We start from the raw sequence: 23,854 nt of genomic DNA, 5'->3' as shown, positions 1-23,854 counted from the left end.
GCTCCTTGGCTGATTATCGATCGGCACAGCAGGACTTTGCAACATATTTCAAAATTGAGGTCAGCATCCAGTCAATGACTGGATGCTGACCTCTTTTTCTTGTGGCCGTGCCCAGTTGTTCGGTACTCAGAAGAAGGTGGGGTTTTGGATGGTTGCTTTCCAATAGGTGTTGCGGCGGGGAAGCTGTTCGGGGTCCATGAATTTGGGCAGGAGGATGCTAAATAGTCCGTCGTCGTCCCTGATGGGGGTTATCAGTCCTGTGTGGGTGGCGTGGTGGTGGGATGAGCATTGGGGTACGCCTGAGTTGATTTCTGTTTTGCCTCCGTTGCTGACGTAGTCGTAGTGGTGGATTTCGCAGTGTTCCGGTGGGACGGTGCATCCCGGGGTGAGGCATCCTCCGTAGAGGGCGAGGATTGCTTCGCGCATGTAGTCGGGGAAGTAGCGTTCTTCTTTGCCCAGGTCCAGGATCTGGCTTTTGCCGCCCAGGATCATGGGTAAGGCTCCGCCGGTGCATAGTCGTTGGCGTAGTTCGGCGGGGGTGAGTTGTTGGCCGTGGGTGGTGATGCCGTGTTTTTCGGCTTGTTCCTGGAGTTCGGCCAGGGTGGCGATGACCAGGGTCCTGGGTGAAGGCAGTCCGCTGGTTTTCTTCCTCGTGCCGGGTTGTCCTGCGGATTTGAGCAGGTTCATCAGGCCTTGGAGGTGGCGTTGGGGTGGGGTGAGTCCATCTGGTCCGTAGGCGGTGGAGTTCATGGTTCCCGGTTCGGTTTTCGCGTTGCCGTTGCCGTTGTTGTTGGTGAAGAGGTTTCCGGTGTGGGTGCCGTTGGGGTCCAGGGACAGGGACCTGATGGTTGCTGCGTCTTGCAGGGGTTGCCCGGTGGTGGGGTCGATGAGGAAGTCGGGGAACCGGGGGCTGGGTTCGTTGCCGGTGCCGGTGGTGAGTGCTTGTTGGAGCAGTGCTTGGCGGTCGCCGGCCTTGGTGCGGGGGTTGTCGGTTTGGGCGCAGAGGGCCAGCAGTGTTTCGGTGTCGGTGGGTAGGGTGCGGATGAGGAATTCGCCGATGCCTGCGGTGGTGCCGCGGTAGAAGAGTCCGAGTTTGGTGCGCAGGATTTCTTCGGGGATATCGGTGATGCCCTCTTGGAGCGTGGTGCCGATGGTGGCCAGGAGTTTAGAGGTGGTGCGGGGGTCTTGGTGGCGTATGGATTCGGAGACTTGCTGCTCGAGGTCTTCGGTGAGGGCGTCGGGGTTGGGGTGTTGATGGATCTGGGGTGTGAGTTTGTCGAGTTTGCGGGCGGCGGCGTTAATTTCCTGGGGGTCTGCGCTGCCGGTGGCCAGGTCGTGGGCGAGGTGGGGGAATTGTGCGCGGGTGGGTTGGCCGTAGAGGTCGGTGCCTGGCAGGAGCCGGTCGATGGCGCGGAGGCGTTCGCGGGCCTCGTAGTAGCCGATGTGCAGGGTTCCGGTGAGGAAGTCTGTGGTGTTTTTGAAGACCAGTCGTCCGGTGGGGACGGTTCGCGGGTCTGGGGGCAGGGCGGTGGTGCCGGCGATGTAGGGGGCAGAGTTGGCGTGGATGGTTGCGAGGGTGTCGAAGGTGGTTTCGGGTAGTTCGTGGGCCAGGGTGCGCCTGGCGGTTTGTGCTGCGAGGAGTTGGGTGTGGGCTGCGGTGCGGTGGGCGTCTTCGGCGGCGTGGGTGAACAGTGCGGCGGTGGTGGGGGAGGTGGTGTGTGAGGCGATGCGTTGTCCCAGGTCGCGGACAAGGTGCTGGGCGGCCAGTAGGGAGCGTAGTTCATCGTTGGGTGTCACGGTGTGTCCGGGAGTTCTGTCGGTGTGCGTGATTGATGCGATGAACTGCGTTGTTTCCATGCCCACCAGCATGCTTCCGATGTAGGGGGAAGGGTTAGGAGGTGCACGTGGAACTGTGGATAACCCGCGGGAGTTCCGTCGGCCGGTGTGCCGCGGTCACCACCGTCGTCGTTGGCTGCGCCTGGGCCGGCGGCGGCGATCGTTCTCACACGGCTCTTGGCGCGGAGCAGCCAACGAAGCTCCCGGTGTAGATCGGTCGGACTCAGGCGGTGGGAGTGCCCTCGGGCCACAGGCCTGCTGCGCCGTCCCCCGGGGTGGCCATTTCGCTTTCGGTGTGGAAGATGCGTAGGCCGCGGGCCTCGTAATTGGCGATGGCGGTCGGGCCGTCGAGTGAACAAGTGTGCACCCATACCCGGGCGACTGCAGGGAATCCGCTGACGCGCGCATCAATATCCCAGGCCCGGGATATCGCCTCAGCAAGCAATGCTCCGCCCAGCCCGCGCCCGATGCACTGCGGGAACAGGCCAAAGTACATGATCTCGACTTCGGTGCCCGAGTCATGGACCCGTCCAGCCAGCTCCACATAGCCCCCCGGGGCTCCGTCGATGTAGAGCACATGGGTCTCTGTGCCCGCATCTCGCATCAGGGCTTCCCACTGGCTCCGGGCCAGGTTGAGACGGTCCGACCAGTTCAGGTCGCTGCCCACTGACTGGTAGAGGAACTTGCTGAATTCCGGGGTGATCGCCTCGACCCGCTCGATCCTTGCTCCGTCGGGCAACTCCCGGGAAGCAGGACGGAGATCGTGGGGGGAAAGCTGCTGCAAATGCGTGGTGGTGACCTCAATCATGGGTTCCATCATAGGCGCGACAACGGGCCGGCGGGAGCACATCGATAGACTGTGAAGCGTGACTCCCACCGATACCTTCGCCCAGATTCCCGATGCGCCGTGCAGTGGCGATGTGCTGTTGTTGGACGACCTTGCCAAGGACCTGCGCGCAGCCGGCTTCGAACACGAATCCATTACCGTCTTCCTGGGAGAGAGCGCCCACGAGGCGCTGATGCGCGACCAGCTCGTCCCTGCACTTCGTCGCATCGAGGCACAGCCGGCCCCCACTGCGCTAGGCACCATGGTTGGGCTGTTCATGCTTGGAACCGACGCTTCAGCAGCCGAGGTGGCCTCCGCCTTCGCCGACACCGGGATCGAGGGGTTGCAGAAGCTGGGCGTAGTCGAGTCCGTCGAGGGTCCGACGCAACGCTGGCAGGCACGGCTCGACCTTCGCCCGCACGCCTCGGACGCGGACGCGGAGATCTGGGTCGCCAGCGACCTCGGTGCCCACCAGCGCCCGGGGGTGCTTCGCCACGATCACGTCCTGGGCATCGGGCAGGCATCACTCACACTCGCCCAAACCACCATTCGTCCGCAGGTCGATTACGCGCTGGACTTGGGTACCGGGTGCGGCATCCAGGTGTTCCACCTGCTTTCGCATTGCCGCAGGGTCGTTGCCACCGATATCTCGGCCCGGGCGCTGGGCTTCACTCGCTTTAATCTGCTGCTGAACCACCAAGCGCTGGGCATCGATGCCGGTAATCTCGCCGGGCGCGTTGAATTGCGCCTGGGCTCGTTGCTTGAGCCGGTGGCTGGGGAGAACTTCGACCTGGTGGTCTCCAACCCGCCGTTCGTGATCACCCCACGGGCTGCCGGGCAGGAGGACGCCGAGCGCTTCACCTACCGGGACGGCGGAATGTCCGGTGATTCCCTGGTGGCGCACTTGGTCGCCTCGATCACGGGGATCCTGAAGCCCGGCGGCAGCGCGCAGTTGCTCGCCAACTGGGAAATCACTGCTGCCGCCCCCGGGGAAGAGGCCGATTGGAGCTCCGGTCCGCGCTCCTGGCTTACCGGCGACACCGAGGCGTGGTTCATCCAGCGTGAAGAGGTCAGCCCCGCCGGGTATGCCGAGACCTGGCTTCGCGATGCCTCGCAGGGCCGCGACCAGCTGGGGTTCGCCCGGCAGTACGGGGCCTACCTCGATGACTTCGCCTCGCGCAACGTCGGGGCCATCGGCTTCGGGATGGTTTGGCTGCGCACACCCAAGGACGGCGCCCGCGGCGTCGGGCGGGTCTTTGAATCCCTCGCCTACCCCATTGAACAACCCATCGGGCCATGCCTGGGGCGCGACATCGCCGTGGCGGACGGGCTCGAAGGCCGTGCCCTGGGAGAGCTGCACCTGCTGGTGGCCGAGGACGTCACCGAGGAGCGCCACCAGCGTCCCGGTGCCGAACACCCCGGGGTGATCTTGTTACGCCAAGGTGCCGGTTTGCGGCGAACCGAAATACTGGACACCGCACTGGCCGGATTCGTGTCCGCCTGTGACGGGGATCTGGACGTATCGTCCCTAGTCGGTGCGTTGGCGTCACTGCTTGCGCCAAGGGATCGGGAGTTTTCGGACAGGTTATATCAAGGGGTTGTGCGCCTTGTTAAGCGTGGATTCCTCTTGGAGATGCGAAACAACCGCTAAACTTTTTCGTATGACCCAGAACACTTCCGCCGGGCCGGGTGCCAAAGTCGATGGCCGGTCCCCGGCACCGTCACAACCGGTGTCCATCAGCGACCCGCAAGCCATCCGGGCACTGGCCCACGAGGCGCGCCTGACGGTGCTCGAGGAGCTCTTCGCCTCACAGGCCACGCGCACCGCCACCGAGCTGGCGACGCGCTGCGAGCTGACCCCCAGTGCGATGAGCTACCACCTTCGCGCCTTGGAGAAATATGGGTATGTGGTACGGGCGGCAAGCGAGGGTGACGGCCGCGAACGTCGGTGGAAGGCAGCCGGAAGCCAATTGGTCCTGGGCTCGCTCTCGGATTCGACGTCGGCGAAGAACGCGTACCTCAACGTCCAGCTCAATGCCTTCCGCGAGCGGCTCTCGGCGGAGATCGCCCGGCGTGACAAAGAACGCAAGGCCGGCAAGGAACCAGAGGCCGACAGGGCCCCGGTGCTGACCACCGGGATGGTCTTCCTCTCCGATCCGCAGCGCAAGGAATTCATCACCAAGGTCTACGACCTGCTCCACGAATACGAGGAGTTGGCCGAACCGGAGGCGCGCGGAGTCGATGGGCAAAGGCTTTACTACATGCTTTCATTCCTGCCCGAATTCCCTGACCGGCATGGGCACTGATACCCCTTAGCGGGCAGGGAAAACAGCGTCGCGGGAACGCTGCTTGCTTTGCGGCACGTAAATACGGCTAACCTAGATCAGGGAATGTTCGGTGCACCCACTTTGGTGCACCACTGGTTGCTAATAGGAGTGTTGTGCCCGCCAAGGCCAAGGAAAAGACCGGAATGAAACTCGTGATCGTAGAGTCCCCGGCTAAAAGCAAGTCCATCGCCAAGTACCTGGGCGAGGGCTTTGAAGTCGACGCCTCGGTGGGGCACATCCGCGATTTGGCGCAACCCGCCGATCTGCCCGCGGAGATGAAAAAGGGACCCTACGGCAAGTTCGCCGTAGACGTCGAGAACGACTTCGACCCCTATTACGTCGTCTACCCGGACAAGAAGAAGCGGGTCGCCGAACTCAAGGCCAAGCTCAAGGGCGCCGACGCGCTCTATCTCGCAACGGATGCGGACCGTGAAGGCGAAGCCATCGCGTGGCACCTGCTCGAGGTGCTCAAGCCCAAGGTCCCGGTCTACCGCATGGCCTTCACGGAGATCACCCAAGAGGGCATCAACCGTGCCATGGAGAACATCCGGGAGCTGGACACCGACCTGGTCAACGCACAGGAAACCCGTCGTGTGCTGGACCGTCTCTACGGCTACGAGATCTCCCCGGTGCTCTGGCGCAAGGTGGCCCGCGGGCTCTCTGCCGGACGCGTGCAGTCGGTGGCAACCCGGCTGGTCGTGGAGCGAGAACGCGAACGCATGGCCTTCCGCAACGCCTCCTACTGGGATTTGACCGGAACCTTCGCCACCGGCGCAGGGGAGAGCTTCGGGGCGAAGCTGTCCTCGGTCGACGGGGCACGGGTGGCCACCGGCCGCGACTTCACCGACCGCGGCGAACTCAAGACCCCCAAGTCCGGGTCCATCGCGCACCTGGACGAAGCCGGGGCCACAGCCCTGGCAGCCGGCCTTGCCGAGGCGGACTTCGCCGTCACCTCGGTCGATGAGAAGCCCTACACCCGCCGCCCGGCAGCGCCCTTCACCACCTCCACGCTGCAGCAGGAAGCAAGCCGCAAGCTGCGCTGGAGCTCCAAGTCGGCCATGCAGGTCGCCCAGCGCCTGTATGAAAACGGCTACATCACCTACATGCGTACCGACTCGGTGTTCCTGTCCAACGAGGCCGTCAACGCCGCTCGCAAGCAGGCAGCAGAACTCTATGGAACCGACGCGGTCCCGGATAAGCCGCGCGTCTACAAGGCCAAGTCCTCCGCCGCGCAGGAAGCCCACGAGGCCATCCGCCCCGCAGGGGACTCCTTCCGCCGCCCCGCCACGGTACGAGCACAGCTCTCGGGCGACGAGTTCAAGCTCTACGAGCTGATCTGGAAGCGCACGGTCGCCTCCCAGATGGCCGATGCCAAGGGCTTCACGGCCACCATCAAGCTCGCAGGCGAAGCCACCACCGGCCAGGTCGCCGAGTTCTCCGCCTCCGGCACCGTGATCACCTTCCGCGGCTTCATGGCCGCCTACGAGGAAGGCCGTGATGCCGCCCGCGATCAAAAGGCCGCAGACGCCGCCGAAGAGGCGCGCCTGCCAAAGCTGGCTGTCTCGGATCCGCTGGCAGGCACCGGCATCGAAGCGACCGGGCACACCACTTCCCCACCGGCCAGGTACACCGAGGCCTCGATCGTCGCCGAGCTCGAAGCCCGGGAGATCGGGCGCCCCTCGACGTTCGCCCCGACCATCTCCACCATCATGGACCGCGGCTATGTCACCAAGCGCGGCGGTGCCCTGGTACCCAGCTGGATCGCGTTCTCCGTGGTCCGCCTGCTGGAGGAGCACTTCGGCAAGTATGTAGACTACGACTTCACCGCGCGCCTGGAAGACGACCTGGACGAGATCGCCCACGGCCGCAAGGCCCGCACCGCCTGGCTCAAGGACTTCTACTTCGGCACCGGAGACGGCGCCGATGCCGGCTTGGAATCGGTGGTCAACAACCTGGGCGACATCGACGCCCGCGCCATCAACTCCATCGACATCGCCCCGGGCATCGTATTGCGCGTTGGCAAGTTCGGCCCGTACCTGGAAAAGCCGTTGCCGGCCGATGCCCCCGAGGGCACCGACCCGCAGCGCGCCAACGTGCCAGAGGACCTGGCACCGGATGAGCTCACCGCCGAAAAGGCCATCGAGCTGATGGAAAACCAGGGCCCGGGGGAGCGCGAACTGGGTATCGACCCCGAGACCGGCCGGATGGTCGTGGCCAAGGATGGGCGCTACGGCGCCTACGTCACCGAGGTCATCGTGGAGCCAACGGCCGAGGAATTGGTGGCCGCGCCGGTGGAATACTACAAGAACGGCAAGCCGAAGCCGCCGAAGAAACCGGTCAAGGCCAAACCGCGCACCGGCTCGCTCTTTACCTCCATGAGTGTGGATACCGTGACCCTTGAGGAGGCCCTGCGGCTGATTTCGCTGCCGCGGGTGCTGGGCGTGGATGCCGAAGGCGTGGAAATCACCGTGCAGAACGGCCGCTTCGGGCCCTACCTAAAAAAGGGGACGGACTCGCGGTCCATCGGCACCGAGGAGGAGATCTTCTCCATCGCCCTCGAAGAGGCGTTGGAGATCTACTCGCAGCCCAAGGCCCGTGGCGCCCGTACCGCGGTGGCTCCGCTTGCCGAGTTCGGCCCCGACCCGGTCTCGGAGAAGAATATCGTGGTCAAGGAGGGGCGCTTCGGTTCCTATATCACCGACGGGGTCACCAACATCACCATCCCGCGGGACACCACGCTGGAGGAGCTGACCCGGGAAACGGCCATCGAGCTGCTCGCCGACAAGCGGGCCCGCGGACCGGTCAAGCGCAAGACTGCGGCCAAGGCACCGGCGAAGAAGGCCCCGGCGAAAAAGCCGGCGGCCAAGAAGCCTGCGGCCAAGAAGCCTGCGGCCAAGAAAACCGCGGACTAGCCGCACCGCGGCAAGGGGCATGCACATGAGGATGGCACCATGAGGCTGGGCGTACTGGATATCGGATCGAACACGGTCCACTTGTTGCTTGTCGACGCGTATCCGGGCGCCCGCCCGGTGCCCTTCGCCTCGCACAAACGCCCGCTTTCGCTGGTGAGCTACCTCGATGAAAACGGGGCGATCAACCAGGCCGGGCAAAACGAGCTGCTGGACTTCGTCCACGAGGCCGCGCAGTTCGCCGTGAACCACCACGCGGAGGACCTTTTGGCCTTTTGCACCTCGGCGATCCGCGAATCGGCCAACGGTGCCGAAGTGCTCGCCAAGGTCGTCGCCGAGACCGGGGTGAGGCTCACCGAGCTCACCGGCGAGCAGGAAGCCGGCATGACCTACTACGCGGTGCGCCGATGGTTCGGCTGGAGCTCGGATCGGATCCTGAACCTAGACATGGGCGGCGGTTCCTTCGAACTCGCCCTGGGCCAGGACGAGTTCCCCACCGTTGCCCACTCGGTGCCGCTGGGCGCCGGACGGCTCACCCACCAATGGCTGCCGACCGAGCCGGCGTCGATCAAGGAACTCAAGGCGCTGCGCAAGCACGTGCGCGAGGTGCTCACCGAGCCCATCGCCGAGCTGCGCCAGTTCGGCAAGCCGACCCTGGTCACCGGGACCTCAAAGACCTTCCGCTCGCTGGCGCGGATCACCGGGGCGGCCCCATCGGCGGAGGGCCCCTACGTCAAGCGGGTGCTGCGCGCCGAGTCGCTGAAGGTGTGGACCAACAGGCTCATCGCGATGAGCTGGGAGGAACGCGCAGAGCTGCCGGGGGTCTCTGCGATCCGTGCCCCGCAGATGCTCGCCGGGGCCATCGTGGCCCTGGAGGCCATGGAGGCGATGAAGGTCAAGTCCCTGCGCATCTGCCCGTGGGCGCTGCGCGAGGGGTTGATGCTCCGGCGCTTCGACCACGTACTTTTTGACTCAAGCGTGCCGCTCAGTAGTAGCGTGGGTGTCGGAGAGGTGGCTTTGGGACAATCCTCGGTAATGTCGATGTCCTCAAGCAGCACGGCACTTTAGGTATAAGCAGAGGCAGGGTTCCATGATCGAGTCAGGGCACGGCAGCAGCACCGAGATCCCGGTGGCGCTTTCCAGCGCGTCGGTCTACCCGCTGAACGTCCATGACGCCTTCGCGGTGTCCCACGACCTGGGCTACGACGGGGTCGAGGTGCTGGTCACCGGCAACCAGGTCTCGCAGGATCCCGCCGCACTGAACCGGCTGGCCGAACGCTACGAACAACCCATCATGGCCATCCACGCGCCCACGCTTCTGTTGACCCAGCAGGTCTGGGGCACCGCCTGGAACAAGATCGAATCCGCGGCCGCCATGGCCGTTGAGGTGGGGTGCGACGTCGTCGTTGCCCACCCGCCGTTTCGCTGGCAGGGCATCTACGCCACCGAATTCGCCACCGGCATCCGCCGGATCATGGAGGAATACGGGGTGAGGATCGCGGTGGAAAACATGTATCCGTGGCGTGCGCGGGGCCGCGAAGCGAAGATGTACCTGCCGCACTGGAACCCGATCCCCGAACCGTACGAGTTTGTCACCTGGGACTTCTCGCACTCCGCGATCGCGGACATGGACTCGGCGGCGGCCTTCCGTGATCTGGGCGAGAGGCTGAGCCACGTACACCTGTGCGACGGCAAAAACAACGGCAAGGACGAGCACCTGGTGCCCGGACGCGGCACCCAGCCGGTCATCGAGGGGATCGAATACCTGCGCGACTCGGCCTGGGACGGCGTGGTGGCCGTGGAGGTCTCCACACGCAAGGCCAAGGGAGCCGGGGAGCGCGAGGCATGGCTGGGCGAGACACTTCAATTCGCCCGACGCCACCTGGCCCCGGTGAGTCAGGACGCCAAGGGCGGGTCCGCCGCCACGCAGTAGCTGGGCACCCGGGCTTCCACACGCCCGCCCGATGGCTCGACGGGCCATCGGGCACCCATCCGTGGAAGACTGGTGAGATGACTTCTGTGCAATCGACTCCTCCCCATGCCACGAACAAACTCGCCTTCCTGGGCACCGGGTCCATGAACGGGGCGGTGCTGCGGGGCATCATCGCCTCCGGCTACGATCGAACCGCGGTGGTAGCGACCCTGCGCAGCGACGCCAAAGCCGATGACCTGCGCACCGAAACCGGCGTCACCGTGCTGATCGGTGAGCAGGACCCCGAGGCCAACATCAACGCCGTGAAGGATGCGGACGTTGTCTTCCTGGGCGTGAAGCCCGTGGGCATCACCGCCCTGTGCGACCAGATCCGTGGATCGCTCAAGCCCACTGCCGTGGTCGTCTCGGTGGCGGCTGCCATCACCATCGAGATGATGGCGGCACACTTGGAAGCGGGCCAGCCGATCGTGCGTTCGATGCCCAACACGCCGTTGAAGGTGGGTTCCGGAGCGGTGGGCCTGAGCTCCGGCGAATTCGTGACCAAGGAAGACCTGGCCGCCGTTGTCGAGCTGTTCTCCGGTTCCGGGGTGGTCCATGTGGTTCCCGAGGAGCAGCAGAACGCCGTCTCGGCGATCAGCGGCTCGGGACCGGCCTACGCGTTCTATCTGGCCGAGGCCATGGCCGCGGCAGGGGTGGAGCTGGGCCTTGATCCGGCACTGGCCACCGACCTGGCCCGCGCCACCGTTGCAGGGGCGGGCAAGATGCTCGCTGAGGCGGACGCGGATCCCTCGGCCCTGCGCAAGGCCGTGACCAGCCCCAAGGGCACCACCGAACAGGCACTGGCGACTTTCGACGCCGAGGGCATGGCCAAGATCGTCGCCCACGGCGCTGCGGCGGCAGCGGCACGTGCCGCTGCCATCACCAAGGAGCTCGGCTAGCAACCACCAAGGCACCCGCCCCCACCAACCCTGAAAAACCAGGGGACGCGGCGGGTGTCTTTGTGCGTTGTGCCTTAGGGCCGGGCCGCGAAGCGTTCAAGCAGGTCGACGTGTCCCGAGACGATCAGCACGTCGCGCCGGGTGACCTTGGTGTCGGGCTGGGCGTAGGTGAAGTCCTCGCCGGGGGATTTCACTCCCACCACGGTAATCCCGTACTTGGAGCGCACCTGGGACTCGGCGAGGGTGAAGCCCTGGGTCTCCTTGGGCGGGTACATCTTCACGATCGCGAACCCGTCGTCGAACTCGATGAAGTCAAGCATGCGCCCGCCTACCAGGTGCGCGGCACGCACCCCGGCGTCGGCCTCGGGATAGATCACGTGGTTGGCTCCGATCCGGGTGAGGATCTTGCCGTGCGAGGGCGTGATGGCCTTGACCCAGAGGTGCTCGATGCCTAGGTCCACCAGGTTCACGGTGATCAGCACGGAGGACTCGATGGAGGTGCCCACCCCGACCACAGCCGAGGTGAACTCCTGGGCGCCGAGCTGGCGCAGCGCGTCGATGTTGGTGGCGTCGGCCTCCACCACGTGGGTGAGCGTAGAGGCCCACTTCTGCACCAGTTCTTGGCTGCGCTCGATGGCCAGGACCTCGCGGCCCTGTTTGACCAGTTGCTCCGCCATGGAGGCGCCAAAACGGCCCAGCCCGATGACCAGTACCGGGGCGTTGTGGTCCGGTTTCTTCTCAGCCAATGATGGGCCTCTCTTCGGGGAAGTGGTAGAGCTGATTGCGTTGGCGCAGGGCCAACGCGGTTGCCAAGGTAATCGTACCGATTCGACCGGCAAACATCAGCGAGGAGAGCACGTACTTGCCTGCGGGGGGCAACTCGCCGGAGAGCCCCGTGCTCAACCCCACGGTACCGAAGGCCGAGATCGACTCAAAGACCGCCCGTGAGATCGTGGTTCCGCTGATCACCAACAACGACGCGGTGGCCAGCAGCACCAGGGTCGCGCCCAGGACCATGATCGAGATCGCGACGCGCATGGTGCCCTCGGGGATGCGACGGCCGAAGGCGCGAACGTCGGTGTCGCCGCGGGCCTCGGCGAAGATCGCCAGGAACAACACCGCGATGGTGGTGACCTTCAGGCCCCCGGCAGTGGAGGCCGAGCCGCCGCCGGCAAACATCAAGGCGTCCGAGAGCAGCATCGTGACCTGGTTCATCTCACCCTGCTCGACCAGGTTGAAGCCTCCGGAGCGGGTCATCACCGAGGCAAAGACCGAATGGATGACCTTGTCCCCGTTGTTCATGGAGCCGATGGTGGCCGGATTGCTCCATTCCGCCACCGCCCAGAGCAGGGCGCCGGAAACCAGCAGGATCGTGGTGACCAGCAGGGTCAGCTTGGTGTGCAGCGACCACTTCTTGGTATTGAAGCGGTGTGCCAGCAGCACCATCAGCACCGGGAAGCCCAGGGAACCCAGAAACACGCCGAGCATCAGTGGAACAAGGATCCACAGGTCGGTCTCGTAGGGCACCAGGCCATCGGAGTGCGGGGTGAACCCGGCGTTGTTGAAGGAGGAGATCGAATAGAAGATCCCGTGCCACAGTGCCTCGTTCAGCGGCTCGCCCAGGATTAGGAAGCGCGGGATCAACATCAGTGAGAGGGCGACCTCGATGGCCACCGAGGTGGTGATCACGATGCGCAGCAGCGAACCGACCTCGCCCAGGGTCGAAGCGGCGGAGGTGTTCATCGAATTCTGCGCCATCAGTTTCCCGCGCACGCCCAGGCGCTTGGACACCGCCAGGGACAGCACCGAGGCCAGGGTCAAGATGCCCAGGCCGCCGACGAACACCGCGATGATCATCACCAGCTGCCCGAAGAAGGACCAGTGGGTGGCGGTGGACACCACCGTCAGTCCGGTCACGCACACGGCGGAAGTCGCAGTGAACAAGGCGTCGTGGAAGGGGGTTGCTTCGCCGGTGGCGGAGGAGATAGGTAGGGCGAGCACCGAGGAGAACAGGGAGATCACCACGACGAAGGCCAACAGCGCCAGGCGTGCCGGGGACTTGACGGTGAAGTCCGCCGCCGCCCTGCGCCACAGGCCCAGACGCGTGCGCCATCTGGCAAGCGCGCCCGATCCGGCGCCCTGCCGTCGTGGTGAGTCGGAAAAGGGAGAGGACCCCATGTGTTTAGTTCGGCTCCAAGACGTGGACATCTTTCTTTGCGCGGAAACCCGTGTCCCGCAAGCTCCCACAATAAACCATGGCACCTGCGGATTCCTCGGTGGCGGGGCCGACTCGCGCCCACGCAGGACCACGGGCGGGACACCGCTGGCGGCAGGCCGGGTGTCTTGGAGCACACCGGCGCCGTGGATCGCGTAGCCTGAGAGTGTGTTTGCCGACAATGCACCAGTGCCCCCGACCCAAGTGATCTGGAGCGAGGAAATGATGGCGTACCGCTTTAGCGAGACCCATCCCATGCACCCGCTTCGCTTAGATCTCACCGCCCGGCTCTGTACCGAGCTGGGGCTCTTTGAGCGCGCCAACCTCAGCGTCGTTGCACCACCGGTGGCCACCGACGAACAGTTGGCAACGGTCCACGATGTCGGGTACATCGAGGCCGTCCACGAGGTCAGTGAGCATCCGGATGTGCCCAACGAGGCCCGGGGCCTGGGCACCGAGGACAACCCGGCCTATGCGGGGATCCACGAGGCAAGCGCGCGGCTGGCCGGCGGGACGCTGCTGGGGGCCGAATCCATCCTGGCGCAGAACGCCCTGCACGTGGTGAACTTCGGTGGCGGAATGCACCACGCCTCGGCCTCCAAGGCCAGCGGCTTCTGCATCTACAACGACTCCGCGTTGGCGATCCAACGCCTGCTCGACGGGGGAGTGGGCAAGGTCCTGTACATCGATGTGGACGCGCACCACGGCGACGGCACCCAGAGCATTTTCTGGAACGACCCGCGGGTGATGACCATTTCCATCCATGAAACCGGCATGTCCCTGTTCCCCGGCACCGGGTACGCCAACGAGATCGGCGGTCCGGGCGCCGAGGGCACGGCCGTGAACATCGCCGTTCCCCCGCGCACCTCCGACGCCGCCTGGTTGCGTGCCTTCCATGCCGTGGTCCCGCAACTGGCCGCCGCATTCGCACCCGAGGTGATCGTCTCGCAGCACGGCTGCGACGGCCACCGCGACGACGACCTTTCCAACCTGCGCTTGACCATTGACGGGCAACGGCAAAGCGCGCTCGATATCGCCGAGCTGGCCACCCGTCTGTGCGAGGGCCGTTGGATCGCCACCGGCGGCGGAGGATACAACACCGCTTCGGTGGTCCCGAGGGCGTGGAGCCACCTGGTGGCCATTGCCTCCGGCAAACCCGTTCCACTGGCAACCAAGGTGCCGCAGCCGTGGCGCGAATACGTGCACGAGCGCTACGGGATCTGGCCGCCGGAGTCGATGGGGGACGACGCTGAACTCTGGTGGCGCAGCTGGGAGGTCGGCTACGATCCGGCCGACCCGGTGGACCGCACCATCATGGCCACGCGCAAGGAGATCTTTCCGCTTTTCGGGCTGGACCCCTGGTTCGACTAGAGGCTTCGAGGATGCCAACGCACGTATATGCAGATAGAGTTATGCGGTGGCACATGAACAAGTCTTTTCCGCGCTGGCCGATCCGACCAGGCGTCGGTTGCTAGAAGCCCTGCTCGAGGACTCGCGCTCGGTAGGCTCCCTGGTCGAGGCCTTGGGCGTTTCCCAGCCGACGGTCTCCAAGCACCTGAAGGTCTTGCGCGAAGCCGGGCTGATCACGATGCGCGCCGACGGGCAGCGCCGCTACTACGCACTTGAGCCGGCCACCTTCCTCGAGTTGCAAACCTGGCTGCAGCAGTACCTGCCTCCCGTCTGCGCCCTGGCCGTGGTTGCCGATTCCTTACCCGATCCAGCCGCCCTCCCGCACGATGCCACACACCAGGCCACCGTTGCCGCGGCCCAGCTGGGCAGGACCGTGGGACGCGGCCTGGAACAGGTGACCGGACGGGCACAGGACTTCCTCGAACGACTGCCCAAACCGAAGTTCGGGCGCAAGCGCTAGGCGGTTCACGAAGCCGGAAACGTGCGCGTCATCATACATCCAGGACCAAAAAAGTTACGCGGGCTAGGTTCCATGATGACGTTAGGTTGTGCCCCGGGCGCCGCCCATGTCATTCTCTAGAGTGGGGCAGCGTCGCCAGTCATGGCGGTAGCGTGCCCTCATGCCTGCCCCAAGTGATGAGGAGATAAGACTTGGACCAGCAACTTGCGACCATCCGCGACGAAGTGTTCCGTCGCAACCCGGGTGAAGCGGAATTTCACCAAGCCGTGACCGAAGTGTTCGAAAGCCTCGAAGCGGTATCCCACAAGCATCCTGAATATGCCGAAGCCGCCATCCTGCAGCGCATGTGCGAGCCGGAACGACAGATCATTTTCCGTGTCCCCTGGACCGATGACGAAGCCCGTGTGCAGATCAACCGCGGCTTCCGCGTGGAGTTCAACTCCGCGCTGGGCCCCTACAAAGGTGGATTGCGTTTCCACCCTTCGGTCTACTTGGGCATCGTGAAGTTCCTGGGCTTCGAACAGATCTTCAAGAATTCACTCACCGGCATGCCCATCGGCGGCGGCAAGGGCGGATCCGACTTTGACCCGCGCGGCAAGTCCGATGGCGAAGTCATGCGCTTCTGCCAGTCGTTCATGACCGAGCTCTACCGCCACATCGGGGAATACACCGACGTGCCCGCCGGGGACATCGGTGTGGGCGGCCGCGAAATCGGCTACCTCTTTGGCCAGTACAAGCGGATCACCAACCGCTACGAGTCAGGCGTGCTCACCGGCAAGGGAATCAGCTGGGGAGGTTCCCTGGTGCGCCCCGAAGCCACCGGCTTCGGTGCGGTGCTCTTTACCCAGGAGATGCTCAAGACCCGCGGCCAGAGCTTCGACGGCCAGCGAGTGGTCGTCTCGGGCTCCGGAAACGTGGCAATCAACGCCATCGACAAGGCCCAGTCCCTGGGTGCCAAGGTCATCACGGCTTCGGACTCCGGCGGGTACATCGTCGATGAACGAGGCCTGGATGTCGAACTGCTGCGCCAGATCAAGGAAGTCGAGCGCGGGCGCATCAGCGAATACGCCCAGCGTGCCAAGTCCAAGAAGGTTCACTATGTCGAAGGCGGGAACGTCTGGGACGTCGATGCCACCGTCGCGCTGCCCTGCGCCACGCAGAATGAGCTCGACGCCAAGCACGCCAAGCGGCTGATCTCCACCGGTGTGGTCGCGGTCTCCGAAGGAGCAAACATGCCGTGCACCGCTGCGGCAACCTCCCTCTTCCAGGATGCAGGGGTACTCTTTGCCCCCGGCAAGGCAGCCAACGCCGGCGGCGTGGCAACCTCCGCACTGGAGATGCAGCAGAACGCCAGTCGTGACTCCTGGAGCTTTGAGCACACCGAGGCCCGACTGAGCCAGATCATGATCGGGATCCACGACCGCTGCGCTTGGACGGCCGATGAGTACGGAGTGCCAGGCAACTACGTCGCCGGGGCCAACATCGCCGGCTTCGTCAAGGTCGCCGACGCCATGCTGGCCCAGGGCCTGATCTAGCCAAGGCACCAACGGCACCGGCAAGGGGCCGGGACGTATAACGGAAACACGAGGTTTCCGGTGTCGGTCCTGGCCCCTTGCCCTCGTTCTATGACGCAGTGTGTCTCTCCGCACCGAGGAAGTATTTGTGCATATCGGCCGGCGACTGTACATTCTCATCCATGACTAATCGTTGGTATGCGTATTTTGTGTCGGCTCTGGAGGAGCCTAGGACGCGGTAAATTCGCATACCCACCTTCAGAGCCGACAAGGGCCGCAAGCTATTGCTTGCCGGCCCTTCGCTATTTCCACGATAGCGGCCCTGAAGGAATACGCAGCGTGATCGCCGGGGCCGCAGTGAAACCAATGGGCCCCCGGCGCAGAGCACCGGGGCCGCAACTGAAAGGCTCCAGATCATGAGCATTGCCATCGAAACACAGCGCCGGGCGAACACCAATGAACGCGTATGGGAGATTACCGAACTTCCCACCCCGGCCGAGCTGGTTGCGCAGCTTCCCGTGGGGGATACCCAGGGCTACCGGATCATGCGGGCCCGCCAGGAAATCGGTGCGGTCCTCTCCGGCCTTGATGCGCGCCTGTTGGTGGTCATCGGCCCCTGTTCCATCCATGATCCCGTTGCCGGCCTCGAGTATGCCGCCAGGCTTGCCGCAGCGGCCAAGAAACACCAGGGGGAGCTGCTGGTGGTGATGCGCAGCTACTTCGAAAAGCCCCGAACCACCGTGGGGTGGAAGGGGCTGGTCAACGATCCTCACCTCGATGGAAGCCACGAGATGGAAGAGGGCTTGCGCGCTGCACGGGAATTCATGCTCCGCGCCAGCGAGCTGGGCCTGCCGCTGGCCACCGAATTCCTGGAGCCACTCAGCGCACAGTACCTGGCGGACCTCATCAGCTGGGGCGCCATCGGGGCTCGAACCACCGAAAGCCAGACCCACCGCCAACTGGTCTCGGGACTCTCGATGCCTGTGGGCTTCAAGAACGGCACCGACGGCTCGGTGCAGGTGGCCATCGATGCCTGCCAGGCGGCCGCTGCCGCGCAATCGTTCATGGGGATCAATGACCAGGGACGTACCGCGATCGTGCGGACCACAGGAAACAAGGATGCCCACTTGATCTTGCGCGGAGGTGTGGACGGGCCAAATTTCGCCGCCGAGCCGGTGGCAAGGGCCTGCGCGGCTATGAATGGCGCAGGCATGAACCCGAGAGTGGTCATCGATGCCTCCCACGCGAATTCGGGCAAGTCCCACGAGCGCCAGGGCGAGGTCATCACCGAACTGGCGGCCCGGATTGCCGCAGGGGACAACACCATCGCCGGGATCATGGCCGAGAGCTTCCTGGTCCCTGGTGCACAGAAACATGACCCTGACACAGTGGTACAGGGTTCGGATGTGCTCGGCGGCCTGACTTACGGCCAGTCCGTGACCGATGCCTGCATGGGCTGGGAGACCAGCGCGCAGCTGCTCGATGTGCTGGCCAGCGCCGTGGGTGCAGCACGCTAGATACCGGACCCAGGGTTTCCGCGTGTTGCTCCGTTGGGCCGGTGCGCCGTGGAACGTTGTATAGTTCACATTGGCCCCATGTACCACTAAAGTGGGATGTAAGGGCATTGAATATCTTGGGGTGTTTGCGTGGACAGGGAGATCTCCCGCGCCCGCGCCAGGGCACGATTGTCGTGTGGAAATTGTCAGGAGAATCAGGGAATGGTCGAATCGCCAAACTTTGCCAGTGCGCGTTTCATGACGGTCGCTGAGGTGGCCGAGGTAATGCGTGTGTCGAAGATGACCGTCTATCGCCTCGTTCATGCGGGGGATTTGCCGGCTGTTCGGTTTGGTCGTTCCTACCGGGTACCCGAAAATGCCGTCCAGGAATACCTGCGGGCGGCCGGGTACGGACGCGACACGAGCACCGGCTAGTCCCGGCGCTTTTGGTGAAGTGGTCAGAATCCGCTCCAGAAGCAGGTAATCTGTTAAGGAACGTTTAACGTCAAGTTGGCTATTGTGGTGCTTTGGTGCCGAAGTAGTAGTCGGCAATCGAATTAGTTTGTGAGGAACCACTATGGGCTCTGTTATTAAGAAGCGCCGCAAGCGTATGGCCAAGAAGAAGCACCGTAAATTGCTTCGCAAGACCCGCCACCAGCGTCGTAATAAGAAGTAGACGCAGGCTCCGGGCTTGCCCGGAACCTGGCGCATAAAAAGGTGTGCTTCCCCAACGGGGGAAGCACACCTTTTTTGTTGGTCGGGCAGTGTGCCCGGATCGTCCGTGGAGGGCGGGGATGTTCAGCGACGGCGGCGCAGCGCTCCGATGCTTCGCCACAAGCCCCACAGGACTCCGGACACCCCGGCTGCCTTCAATCCAAAGCTTGCTGCCTTGCGGCCGGTCCGGAAATCGTAGATGGGCCAGTCGCGTTCCTTGGCGTGCCGACGCAGCCTACGGTCCGGATTGATGGCCACCGGGTGTCCCACGACCTCGAGCAACGGGATGTCGTTGGCCGAGTCGCTGTAACCCCAGCACTCGGCCAAAACCAGTCCTTGGCTTAGCGCCAGCTCCTGCACCGCCGCCGCCTTGGCTGCCCCATGCAGGATTTCACCCACGAGCCGTCCGGTGTAAACGCCCTCGATGTGCTCCACGCTCGTTCCCAGCGCTCCGCTGAGGCCAAGCCGCCTGGCCATGACCTTGGCGACCTCCAGCGGCGTCGCCGTGACAAGCCAGACCTGGCGGCCGGCGTGCATGTGTTGGTCGGCGATTGCCCGGGTGCCCGGCCAGATCTTTGACTCAATGAACTCGTCATAAATTTCATCCCCGAGCGCAACCATGTCGGACACGGAGAACCCTGCTGCCAGCAAAAGGGCCCGGTCGCGGATGGCGTGGATGTCTCCGAGGTTCTCTCCCCGGGCCACGAAACGTAATTGGTGAACGGCAAACCAGAGCACCTCACGGAGGGTAAAAGCCTGATGTTGGTACAATTTCCGGGCGACCGCGTAGAGCGAGGCGCCACGCATCAGGGTGTTGTCGACATCGAAAAAGGCGGCAGCAGTGCCGGAATTCACCGGCTCTTGCCCATGGAGGGACGCGGGGACAGGAGTGGAGGGCATCCGCCCAGTGTATTGCAATCTTTTTTCGCCGGAGCTGTAGCGTTGGCACATGAGCAGTGTGCAGAACCCCCGAGAGATAGCGTTGTTGGTCCGTTCCGGATGCCACCTGTGCGGCGCCGCGGAGAAGACCCTCGACGAAGTCACGAGTCGTTTGGGATACACCTGGCACAGCGTGGACATCGAACAGGACCAGGACCTCCTTGCCAGGCACTCGGAGGAAGTCCCGGTGCTGTTGGTCGATGGCAGGGTCAGGGATTTTTGGGTGATTGATGCCCAACGCCTTGAGTCCTTGCTCACCAGCTAGCGGCGGTCGGCCGTCGCCTGTTGCAAGCCCAACGCGAGGCAACGTCGCAAAGACCGGCCGGGAGGCCATGAAGCCATTCAAGGAATCGAGCCATAGACCCATGCCCACAGAACACCGTTTCGCTGGCGGCGATGTGAACATCCCCGCCTCCGGCCACCAGGTGGCTTCCGGCATCACGCCAGGGACGGCCTCGGCGCAGCCACCAACTGGATCGTTGGGCAGGGTTCTTCCGGAGGCGACACTGGCGCGAATGACGCAGTACCTGAGGGCCCTGAACATCATGCAGGCCAGCGGTGCGCAACGGACGTCCTCCGGAGTCCTGGCGACTGAAGCAGGGGTCAATCCGGCCATCCTTCGCAAGGATCTGTCCCTGCTTGGCTCCTACGGAACCCGTGGTGTGGGTTACGTCGTGACCGAGTTGACCGAACACATTTCAAGGGCCATGGGACTGCTGCAGGATTGGCGGGTCCTCATCATCGGCGCCGGCAACCTGGGTCGTGCGCTCTCCGGCTACGGGGGATTCAGGAGCAGGGGCTTTGAAGTCGTCGCGCTCCTGGATTCCGCCCCCGAGGTCATAGGCACGACCGTGGGGGACTTGGAGGTCCAGGACATAGTCCAACTGGACGACGTGCTTGAGGCCACCAATGCCAACATTGCGGTCCTTTCGGTTCCAGGTGCTGCCGCCCAGGGACTGTGCGACACGTTGGTGGGCCGGGGTGTGCGCAGCATCCTGAGCTTTGCACCGGTGGTTCTGCAGGTACCCAGCGGAGTGAACCTTCGCAAGGTCGATCTGGCCACTGAACTGCAAATCCTTGCCTACCACGCGCAAAGCCGGGACCGAGGGGAGCCCGTTGGCGGCTCGGTCACGGAGTAGGCCGGAAAAAATAATGGTCCGTGGATCCCGCCGGTTACGGCTGGGATCCACGGACCATTATTTTGCCTATAGGCGTTTACCGGTAGCCGGCGGTCCGTGCCGCGCGACGAGCAGCAATGTACTGGCTCGAGGGACGCAACCAAGCGAAAACCACCCCGACGACGCCCAGGATGACTGAAAGCGCCAGGAGCAGTCCGCTTCCGAGGCCCAGTAGCGACAAGACCGCAAAGACCGTAGCGAAGATCCGCGCCACGCTGCTTCCCTTGCGGACCATGAATGCAACCAATACGTAGACCAGCAACAAGATCACCGCAAAGACGACCACGGTGCTCTGGATCGTGGGGAGCATCCCGACCATTTGGTCGAGGCTCAGTCCTGAGGCTTGAAGTTGGTTCTCCAGGTCAGGAACCATGCTGAGCTCACGCCTGAAGGCTGCAACGTCCATGCTGAAAATCGAGCTGATGGTGCCGAAGGCGAAGATGACTCCCGCGGCAATGATTGCCCAGAAGGATGTTTCGAGCTCCTTGGGGCGGTGCGTCGGCATTTGCGGCGGCGCAAAGTTGCCCTGCTGCGGCATCGGGTAACCGCCGGGATAAGGCTGCTGGCCGGGGGGATAGTTTCCGGGTGCAGGCTGGCCGTACGGATTGTTGCCCTGAGGCACCTGACCGTAGTGGTTGGGGTTCTGCCCATAGGGATTGTAGGGCTGCTCGGCCCCCGGCTGCTGCCCGTAGGGAGGCTGCCCGCTGGCAGGATCCTGCGGTGCGCGCTGCCCGTACTGTGGTGGGTCCGGCTCGCCCGGCGGCGTCTGGGGATCATTTTCAGGGGTAGACATGATCTGCTCCTAGGGTTGGAAAACTACTGCTCTTCTTTCACGATATAGCGTCTGCTTTCTTTTTTGGCCCTCCCAAAGGATGGTATTGATGCCGTGTCCGCTAGCCCCTGCGTTGTAGCCGCCGCCCGCCAGGTAGCCGCGTCGCACGATGAACCGGGGATTGCGCAGCAGCGGGCCTGCTCAAGGAACAAGCGTATGGGAAACAAGGCCGGGAGAGGACGAAATCACGTTCCCGGTTTAGGTATCGGCCCAAAGATTTGAGACACTTAACCTATGTCGACTGCCACCGTTCACCTGCTGCGCCATGGGGAAGTGTATAACCCGGACAGGGTCCTCTACGGTCGACTACCGGAATTCCACCTTTCGGATCTCGGCCATGAAATGGCCGGCCGGGCTGCAGAGTATTTCACCGCGAAGAAAAACGCGGGCGCAAAAATCACACACTTGGTTTCCTCCCCGCTCGTGCGGGCCCAGGAAACAGCAGCCCCCGTCTCCACGGCCATGGGACTGGACATCGTGACCGATGACCGGATCATCGAGGCAGCGAACCGTTTCGAGGGGCTTTCGAGAATCAAGAGCCGACTTAAGGAACCAAAGTACTGGTCCTACGTCGTGAATCCTTTTCGTCCATCCTGGGGGGAGCCCTACCGGGACCAGGTGGCACGAATGATGACCGCAATAGTTGAGCACCGCGATCGAGCGGTCGAACTGGGCGGTCCTGGCGCACAAGCCATCTTGGTCAGCCACCAGCTGCCCATCTGGGTAACGCGCCGTTCCGCCGAAGGCAAGGCCCTCTGGCATGACCCGCGGAAACGCGAGTGCACTCTCACCTCCGTGACTAGCCTGGACTTTGAAGGTGAAAGTCTGGTCGCAGTCCGTTATGCAGAACCTAGCGTGGACCTTTTGGCGAACGCCGCTAACATCCCTGGAGCTTGAGATCATGACCGATCCCATCTCGTCCCAAGCGCAGCGCTTGGGACGACGTTCATTCTTGCGCGCCGCCCTTCTTGGTGCCGCCGTGCTGCCGCTGGCGGCGTGTGTGGGTGAGGAAGATGCCTTGGCGAAGCAGGCCCGTGAAGGCAACAACAAGAATTATATTGCCGGGGACGGATCGGTGCAGGAGTACGGCCCCGATTCACGCACGGATCCTGTGGAGATCAACGCAGTGGCCTACGACGGAACCACGATCGACTCGACCCAGTGGGCGGGCCAAGTGACAGTGCTGAACTTTTGGTATGCCGCATGCGCCCCCTGCCGCATCGAGGCCCCGCACCTGGTGGAACTCAGCAAGGAGTTCAACGGGAAAGTTGGTTTCCTGGGCATCAACGTCCGTGACGAGAAGGAAGCGGCCGAAGCTTTCGAACGCAGCTTCGGAATCAAGTACCCCTCGGTGCAGGACACCAAGGGAGCGATCCAGCTGGCGATGACAAAGTACGTTCCCCTCAAGGCGGTGCCCACCACCCTGGTCCTGGACAAACAAGGCCGCGTTTCGGCACGAATCCTGGGGGTCGCCGAGAAACCAACGCTCAAGGCGTTGATCAACACGGCACTCACAGGGTCATTGTGATCGCCCCCACGCTGGCCGGCGCCTTGATGCTGCCGGCCCAGGGCAACCTGTTTGCCCAGATCGTCCAGGACGGATCGCTGCTGCTGGCCGTTCCCGTGGCGATCCTTGCGGGCCTCGTTTCCTTTCTTTCGCCCTGCGTCCTGCCCTTGGTCCCGGGCTACCTGGGCTACGTGACAGGTCTCTCGGGTGCTGATCTTGCCGATCGCAAGCGTGGTCGAATGGTCGCCGGCATCGGCCTGTTCATCCTTGGGTTCACCGTCGTTTTCGTTTTGGCGGGAGTCGTTTTCTCGCAGATCGCCGGATGGATGATCTACAAGGGCTCGTGGGTCACGCAGCTCCTTGGCCTGGTGGTGATCTTCATGGGCGTTGTCTTCATGGGAGGCTTCTCCTTCATGCAGCGCGAAGCGAAGATCCACAGCAAGCCCCCCGCCGGGCTGTGGGGTGCACCGGTGTTGGGCCTGACCTTCGGATTGGGCTGGGCACCGTGCATCGGCCCTACGCTCGGAGCCGTGCTGATCATGAGCAGCGGACCGGACGCCAACATGGCCAAGGGCGCACTGCTGACCTTCTTCTACTGCATGGGGTTGGGACTGCCGTTCCTGTTCATCGCCATGGCCATCCGTCGGGGCATGGGTGCGATGAAGTTCTTCCGGCGCCACCAATTGGCGATCATGCGTTTTGGCGGCGGTATGTTGATTCTCCTGGGAATCCTGATGGCTACCGGCCTGTGGGGTACCTGGGTCACCCATCTGCAGGACTGGTTCTCCAATGAAGTGCAGTTACCTATCTGATGGAAAAG

23 protein-coding genes are annotated in these 23,854 nt (G+C 63.8%); 17 read left to right on the top strand and 6 right to left on the bottom strand.

What is annotated here, in order from left to right; all coding sequences use genetic code 11:
• Positions 1-126 precede the first annotated feature (126 nt).
• Together ABEA12_RS12860 and ABEA12_RS12855 are read right to left on the bottom strand one after the other, a co-directional pair.
• Positions 127-1,857: an HNH endonuclease signature motif containing protein gene (locus ABEA12_RS12860; protein ID WP_345468526.1), complete on the bottom strand. Its 1,731-nt coding sequence runs from the start codon at positions 1,855-1,857 to the stop codon at positions 127-129.
• Between the two features lie 202 nt (positions 1,858-2,059).
• Complete coding sequence (locus tag ABEA12_RS12855) at positions 2,060-2,644, bottom strand: GNAT family N-acetyltransferase (protein ID WP_345468523.1); 585 nt, start codon at positions 2,642-2,644, stop codon at positions 2,060-2,062.
• Between the two features lie 58 nt (positions 2,645-2,702).
• Here ABEA12_RS12855 and ABEA12_RS12850 point away from each other — a divergent pair, with 58 nt between their 5' ends.
• The 6 genes from ABEA12_RS12850 to proC all read left to right on the top strand — a co-directional run bounded on the left by ABEA12_RS12850 (position 2,703) and on the right by proC (position 10,769).
• Positions 2,703-4,313: a DUF7059 domain-containing protein gene (locus tag ABEA12_RS12850; protein WP_210099947.1), complete on the top strand. Its 1,611-nt coding sequence runs from the start codon at positions 2,703-2,705 to the stop codon at positions 4,311-4,313.
• A gap of 10 nt (positions 4,314-4,323) precedes the next feature.
• On the top strand, positions 4,324-4,968 hold the full coding sequence (locus ABEA12_RS12845) for an ArsR/SmtB family transcription factor (RefSeq protein ID WP_210099948.1): 645 nt from the start codon (positions 4,324-4,326) through the stop codon (positions 4,966-4,968).
• A gap of 134 nt (positions 4,969-5,102) precedes the next feature.
• A complete protein-coding gene (gene topA / locus ABEA12_RS12840; protein WP_210099949.1) occupies positions 5,103-7,901 on the top strand; it encodes a type I DNA topoisomerase in 2,799 nt (932 codons plus the stop codon).
• A 39-nt stretch (positions 7,902-7,940) separates the two neighbouring features.
• Positions 7,941-8,966 (top strand): Ppx/GppA family phosphatase, encoded by a 1,026-nt coding sequence (locus ABEA12_RS12835; RefSeq protein ID WP_210099950.1) that lies wholly within the window; start codon positions 7,941-7,943, stop codon positions 8,964-8,966.
• A 22-nt stretch (positions 8,967-8,988) separates the two neighbouring features.
• A complete protein-coding gene (locus ABEA12_RS12830; protein WP_210099951.1) occupies positions 8,989-9,831 on the top strand; it encodes a sugar phosphate isomerase/epimerase family protein in 843 nt (280 codons plus the stop codon).
• 77 nt (positions 9,832-9,908) lie between these two features.
• Positions 9,909-10,769 carry a pyrroline-5-carboxylate reductase gene (proC, locus tag ABEA12_RS12825; protein WP_210099952.1) on the top strand — a complete coding sequence of 287 codons (861 nt, stop codon included), beginning with the start codon at positions 9,909-9,911 and terminating at the stop codon, positions 10,767-10,769.
• A 74-nt stretch (positions 10,770-10,843) separates the two neighbouring features.
• On the opposite strand, the gene ABEA12_RS12820 is transcribed toward proC, so the two are convergent.
• The gene (locus tag ABEA12_RS12820) at positions 10,844-11,515 is read right to left on the bottom strand and encodes a potassium channel family protein (protein WP_210099953.1); all 672 of its coding nucleotides are present in this window, start codon (positions 11,513-11,515) and stop codon (positions 10,844-10,846) included.
• On the bottom strand, positions 11,508-12,947 hold the full coding sequence (locus tag ABEA12_RS12815) for a TrkH family potassium uptake protein (protein ID WP_210099954.1): 1,440 nt from the start codon (positions 12,945-12,947) through the stop codon (positions 11,508-11,510). Before ABEA12_RS12815 ends, ABEA12_RS12820 begins: the two co-directional genes overlap by 8 nt.
• A 259-nt stretch (positions 12,948-13,206) precedes the next feature.
• Between ABEA12_RS12815 and ABEA12_RS12810 the strand changes: the two genes are divergently transcribed.
• The 6 genes from ABEA12_RS12810 to ABEA12_RS12785 all read left to right on the top strand — a co-directional run bounded on the left by ABEA12_RS12810 (position 13,207) and on the right by ABEA12_RS12785 (position 18,540).
• Complete coding sequence (locus ABEA12_RS12810) at positions 13,207-14,355, top strand: acetoin utilization protein AcuC (RefSeq protein WP_210102464.1); 1,149 nt, start codon at positions 13,207-13,209, stop codon at positions 14,353-14,355.
• Positions 14,356-14,401: 46 nt separating this feature from the next.
• Positions 14,402-14,854 carry an ArsR/SmtB family transcription factor gene (locus ABEA12_RS12805; RefSeq protein WP_210099955.1) on the top strand — a complete coding sequence of 151 codons (453 nt, stop codon included), beginning with the start codon at positions 14,402-14,404 and terminating at the stop codon, positions 14,852-14,854.
• Between the two features lie 191 nt (positions 14,855-15,045).
• Entirely contained in the window at positions 15,046-16,389 is a 1,344-nt protein-coding gene (gene gdhA / locus ABEA12_RS12800; protein ID WP_210099956.1) for an NADP-specific glutamate dehydrogenase, read from the top strand.
• Positions 16,390-16,784: 395 nt separating this feature from the next.
• Positions 16,785-17,885 (top strand): 3-deoxy-7-phosphoheptulonate synthase, encoded by a 1,101-nt coding sequence (locus tag ABEA12_RS12795; RefSeq protein WP_210099957.1) that lies wholly within the window; start codon positions 16,785-16,787, stop codon positions 17,883-17,885.
• Between the two features lie 201 nt (positions 17,886-18,086).
• Positions 18,087-18,299 (top strand): helix-turn-helix domain-containing protein, encoded by a 213-nt coding sequence (locus ABEA12_RS12790; RefSeq protein WP_210099958.1) that lies wholly within the window; start codon positions 18,087-18,089, stop codon positions 18,297-18,299.
• Positions 18,300-18,441: 142 nt separating this feature from the next.
• A complete protein-coding gene (locus ABEA12_RS12785) occupies positions 18,442-18,540 on the top strand; it encodes a 30S ribosomal protein bS22 (RefSeq protein ID WP_003792170.1) in 99 nt (32 codons plus the stop codon).
• 122 nt (positions 18,541-18,662) lie between these two features.
• Here ABEA12_RS12785 and ABEA12_RS12780 read toward each other — a convergent pair whose 3' ends face one another.
• On the bottom strand, positions 18,663-19,529 hold the full coding sequence (locus ABEA12_RS12780; protein ID WP_210099959.1) for an HAD family hydrolase: 867 nt from the start codon (positions 19,527-19,529) through the stop codon (positions 18,663-18,665).
• Between ABEA12_RS12780 and ABEA12_RS12775 the strand changes: the two genes are divergently transcribed.
• Both ABEA12_RS12775 and ABEA12_RS12770 read left to right on the top strand, forming a co-directional pair.
• Positions 19,528-19,782, top strand: a complete 255-nt coding sequence (locus ABEA12_RS12775) for a glutaredoxin family protein (protein WP_210099960.1) — start codon at positions 19,528-19,530, stop codon at positions 19,780-19,782. The genes ABEA12_RS12780 and ABEA12_RS12775 overlap by 2 nt on opposite strands.
• Before the next feature lie 100 nt (positions 19,783-19,882).
• Positions 19,883-20,656 (top strand): redox-sensing transcriptional repressor Rex, encoded by a 774-nt coding sequence (locus tag ABEA12_RS12770; protein ID WP_210099961.1) that lies wholly within the window; start codon positions 19,883-19,885, stop codon positions 20,654-20,656.
• A 76-nt stretch (positions 20,657-20,732) separates the two neighbouring features.
• On the opposite strand, the gene ABEA12_RS12765 is transcribed toward ABEA12_RS12770, so the two are convergent.
• On the bottom strand, positions 20,733-21,488 hold the full coding sequence (locus tag ABEA12_RS12765) for a hypothetical protein (RefSeq protein ID WP_210099962.1): 756 nt from the start codon (positions 21,486-21,488) through the stop codon (positions 20,733-20,735).
• A 273-nt stretch (positions 21,489-21,761) separates the two neighbouring features.
• Between ABEA12_RS12765 and ABEA12_RS12760 the strand changes: the two genes are divergently transcribed.
• From ABEA12_RS12760 to ABEA12_RS12750, 3 genes are read left to right on the top strand one after another with little or no spacing between them, the layout of a single operon-like run.
• Positions 21,762-22,424 carry a histidine phosphatase family protein gene (locus tag ABEA12_RS12760; RefSeq protein ID WP_210099963.1) on the top strand — a complete coding sequence of 221 codons (663 nt, stop codon included), beginning with the start codon at positions 21,762-21,764 and terminating at the stop codon, positions 22,422-22,424.
• 4 nt (positions 22,425-22,428) lie between these two features.
• Positions 22,429-23,055 carry a TlpA family protein disulfide reductase gene (locus tag ABEA12_RS12755; RefSeq protein ID WP_210099964.1) on the top strand — a complete coding sequence of 209 codons (627 nt, stop codon included), beginning with the start codon at positions 22,429-22,431 and terminating at the stop codon, positions 23,053-23,055.
• A gap of 26 nt (positions 23,056-23,081) precedes the next feature.
• Entirely contained in the window at positions 23,082-23,846 is a 765-nt protein-coding gene (locus ABEA12_RS12750; protein WP_210102465.1) for a cytochrome c biogenesis CcdA family protein, read from the top strand.
• Positions 23,847-23,854: the final 8 nt, after the last annotated feature.

The organism is Paeniglutamicibacter antarcticus, assembly GCF_039544305.1.
In the GTDB taxonomy this organism is placed as follows: domain Bacteria; phylum Actinomycetota; class Actinomycetes; order Actinomycetales; family Micrococcaceae; genus Paeniglutamicibacter; species Paeniglutamicibacter antarcticus_C.
The sequence above is the reverse complement of the archived record's forward strand: the minus strand, read 5'-3'. Positions and strand labels throughout refer to the sequence as shown.

Excerpts from the sequence above, each read along its gene's own strand:
- ABEA12_RS12860 (WP_345468526.1), bottom strand. The coding sequence starts at position 1,857 with ATGGAAACAACGCAGTTCATCGCATCAATCACGCACACCGACAGAACT.
- ABEA12_RS12855 (WP_345468523.1), bottom strand. The coding sequence starts at position 2,644 with ATGATTGAGGTCACCACCACGCATTTGCAGCAGCTTTCCCCCCACGAT.
- ABEA12_RS12845 (WP_210099948.1), top strand. The coding sequence starts at position 4,324 with ATGACCCAGAACACTTCCGCCGGGCCGGGTGCCAAAGTCGATGGCCGG.
- ABEA12_RS12835 (WP_210099950.1), top strand. The coding sequence starts at position 7,941 with ATGAGGCTGGGCGTACTGGATATCGGATCGAACACGGTCCACTTGTTG.
- ABEA12_RS12830 (WP_210099951.1), top strand. The coding sequence starts at position 8,989 with ATGATCGAGTCAGGGCACGGCAGCAGCACCGAGATCCCGGTGGCGCTT.
- proC (WP_210099952.1), top strand. The coding sequence starts at position 9,909 with ATGACTTCTGTGCAATCGACTCCTCCCCATGCCACGAACAAACTCGCC.
- ABEA12_RS12815 (WP_210099954.1), bottom strand. The coding sequence starts at position 12,947 with ATGGGGTCCTCTCCCTTTTCCGACTCACCACGACGGCAGGGCGCCGGA.
- ABEA12_RS12810 (WP_210102464.1), top strand. The coding sequence starts at position 13,207 with ATGATGGCGTACCGCTTTAGCGAGACCCATCCCATGCACCCGCTTCGC.
- ABEA12_RS12795 (WP_210099957.1), top strand. The coding sequence starts at position 16,785 with ATGAGCATTGCCATCGAAACACAGCGCCGGGCGAACACCAATGAACGC.
- ABEA12_RS12790 (WP_210099958.1), top strand. The coding sequence starts at position 18,087 with ATGGTCGAATCGCCAAACTTTGCCAGTGCGCGTTTCATGACGGTCGCT.
- ABEA12_RS12785 (WP_003792170.1), top strand. The coding sequence starts at position 18,442 with ATGGGCTCTGTTATTAAGAAGCGCCGCAAGCGTATGGCCAAGAAGAAG.
- ABEA12_RS12775 (WP_210099960.1), top strand. The coding sequence starts at position 19,528 with ATGAGCAGTGTGCAGAACCCCCGAGAGATAGCGTTGTTGGTCCGTTCC.
- ABEA12_RS12780 (WP_210099959.1), bottom strand. The coding sequence starts at position 19,529 with ATGTGCCAACGCTACAGCTCCGGCGAAAAAAGATTGCAATACACTGGG.
- ABEA12_RS12770 (WP_210099961.1), top strand. The coding sequence starts at position 19,883 with ATGCCCACAGAACACCGTTTCGCTGGCGGCGATGTGAACATCCCCGCC.
- ABEA12_RS12765 (WP_210099962.1), bottom strand. The coding sequence starts at position 21,488 with ATGTCTACCCCTGAAAATGATCCCCAGACGCCGCCGGGCGAGCCGGAC.
- ABEA12_RS12760 (WP_210099963.1), top strand. The coding sequence starts at position 21,762 with ATGTCGACTGCCACCGTTCACCTGCTGCGCCATGGGGAAGTGTATAAC.
- ABEA12_RS12755 (WP_210099964.1), top strand. The coding sequence starts at position 22,429 with ATGACCGATCCCATCTCGTCCCAAGCGCAGCGCTTGGGACGACGTTCA.
- ABEA12_RS12750 (WP_210102465.1), top strand. The coding sequence starts at position 23,082 with ATGCTGCCGGCCCAGGGCAACCTGTTTGCCCAGATCGTCCAGGACGGA.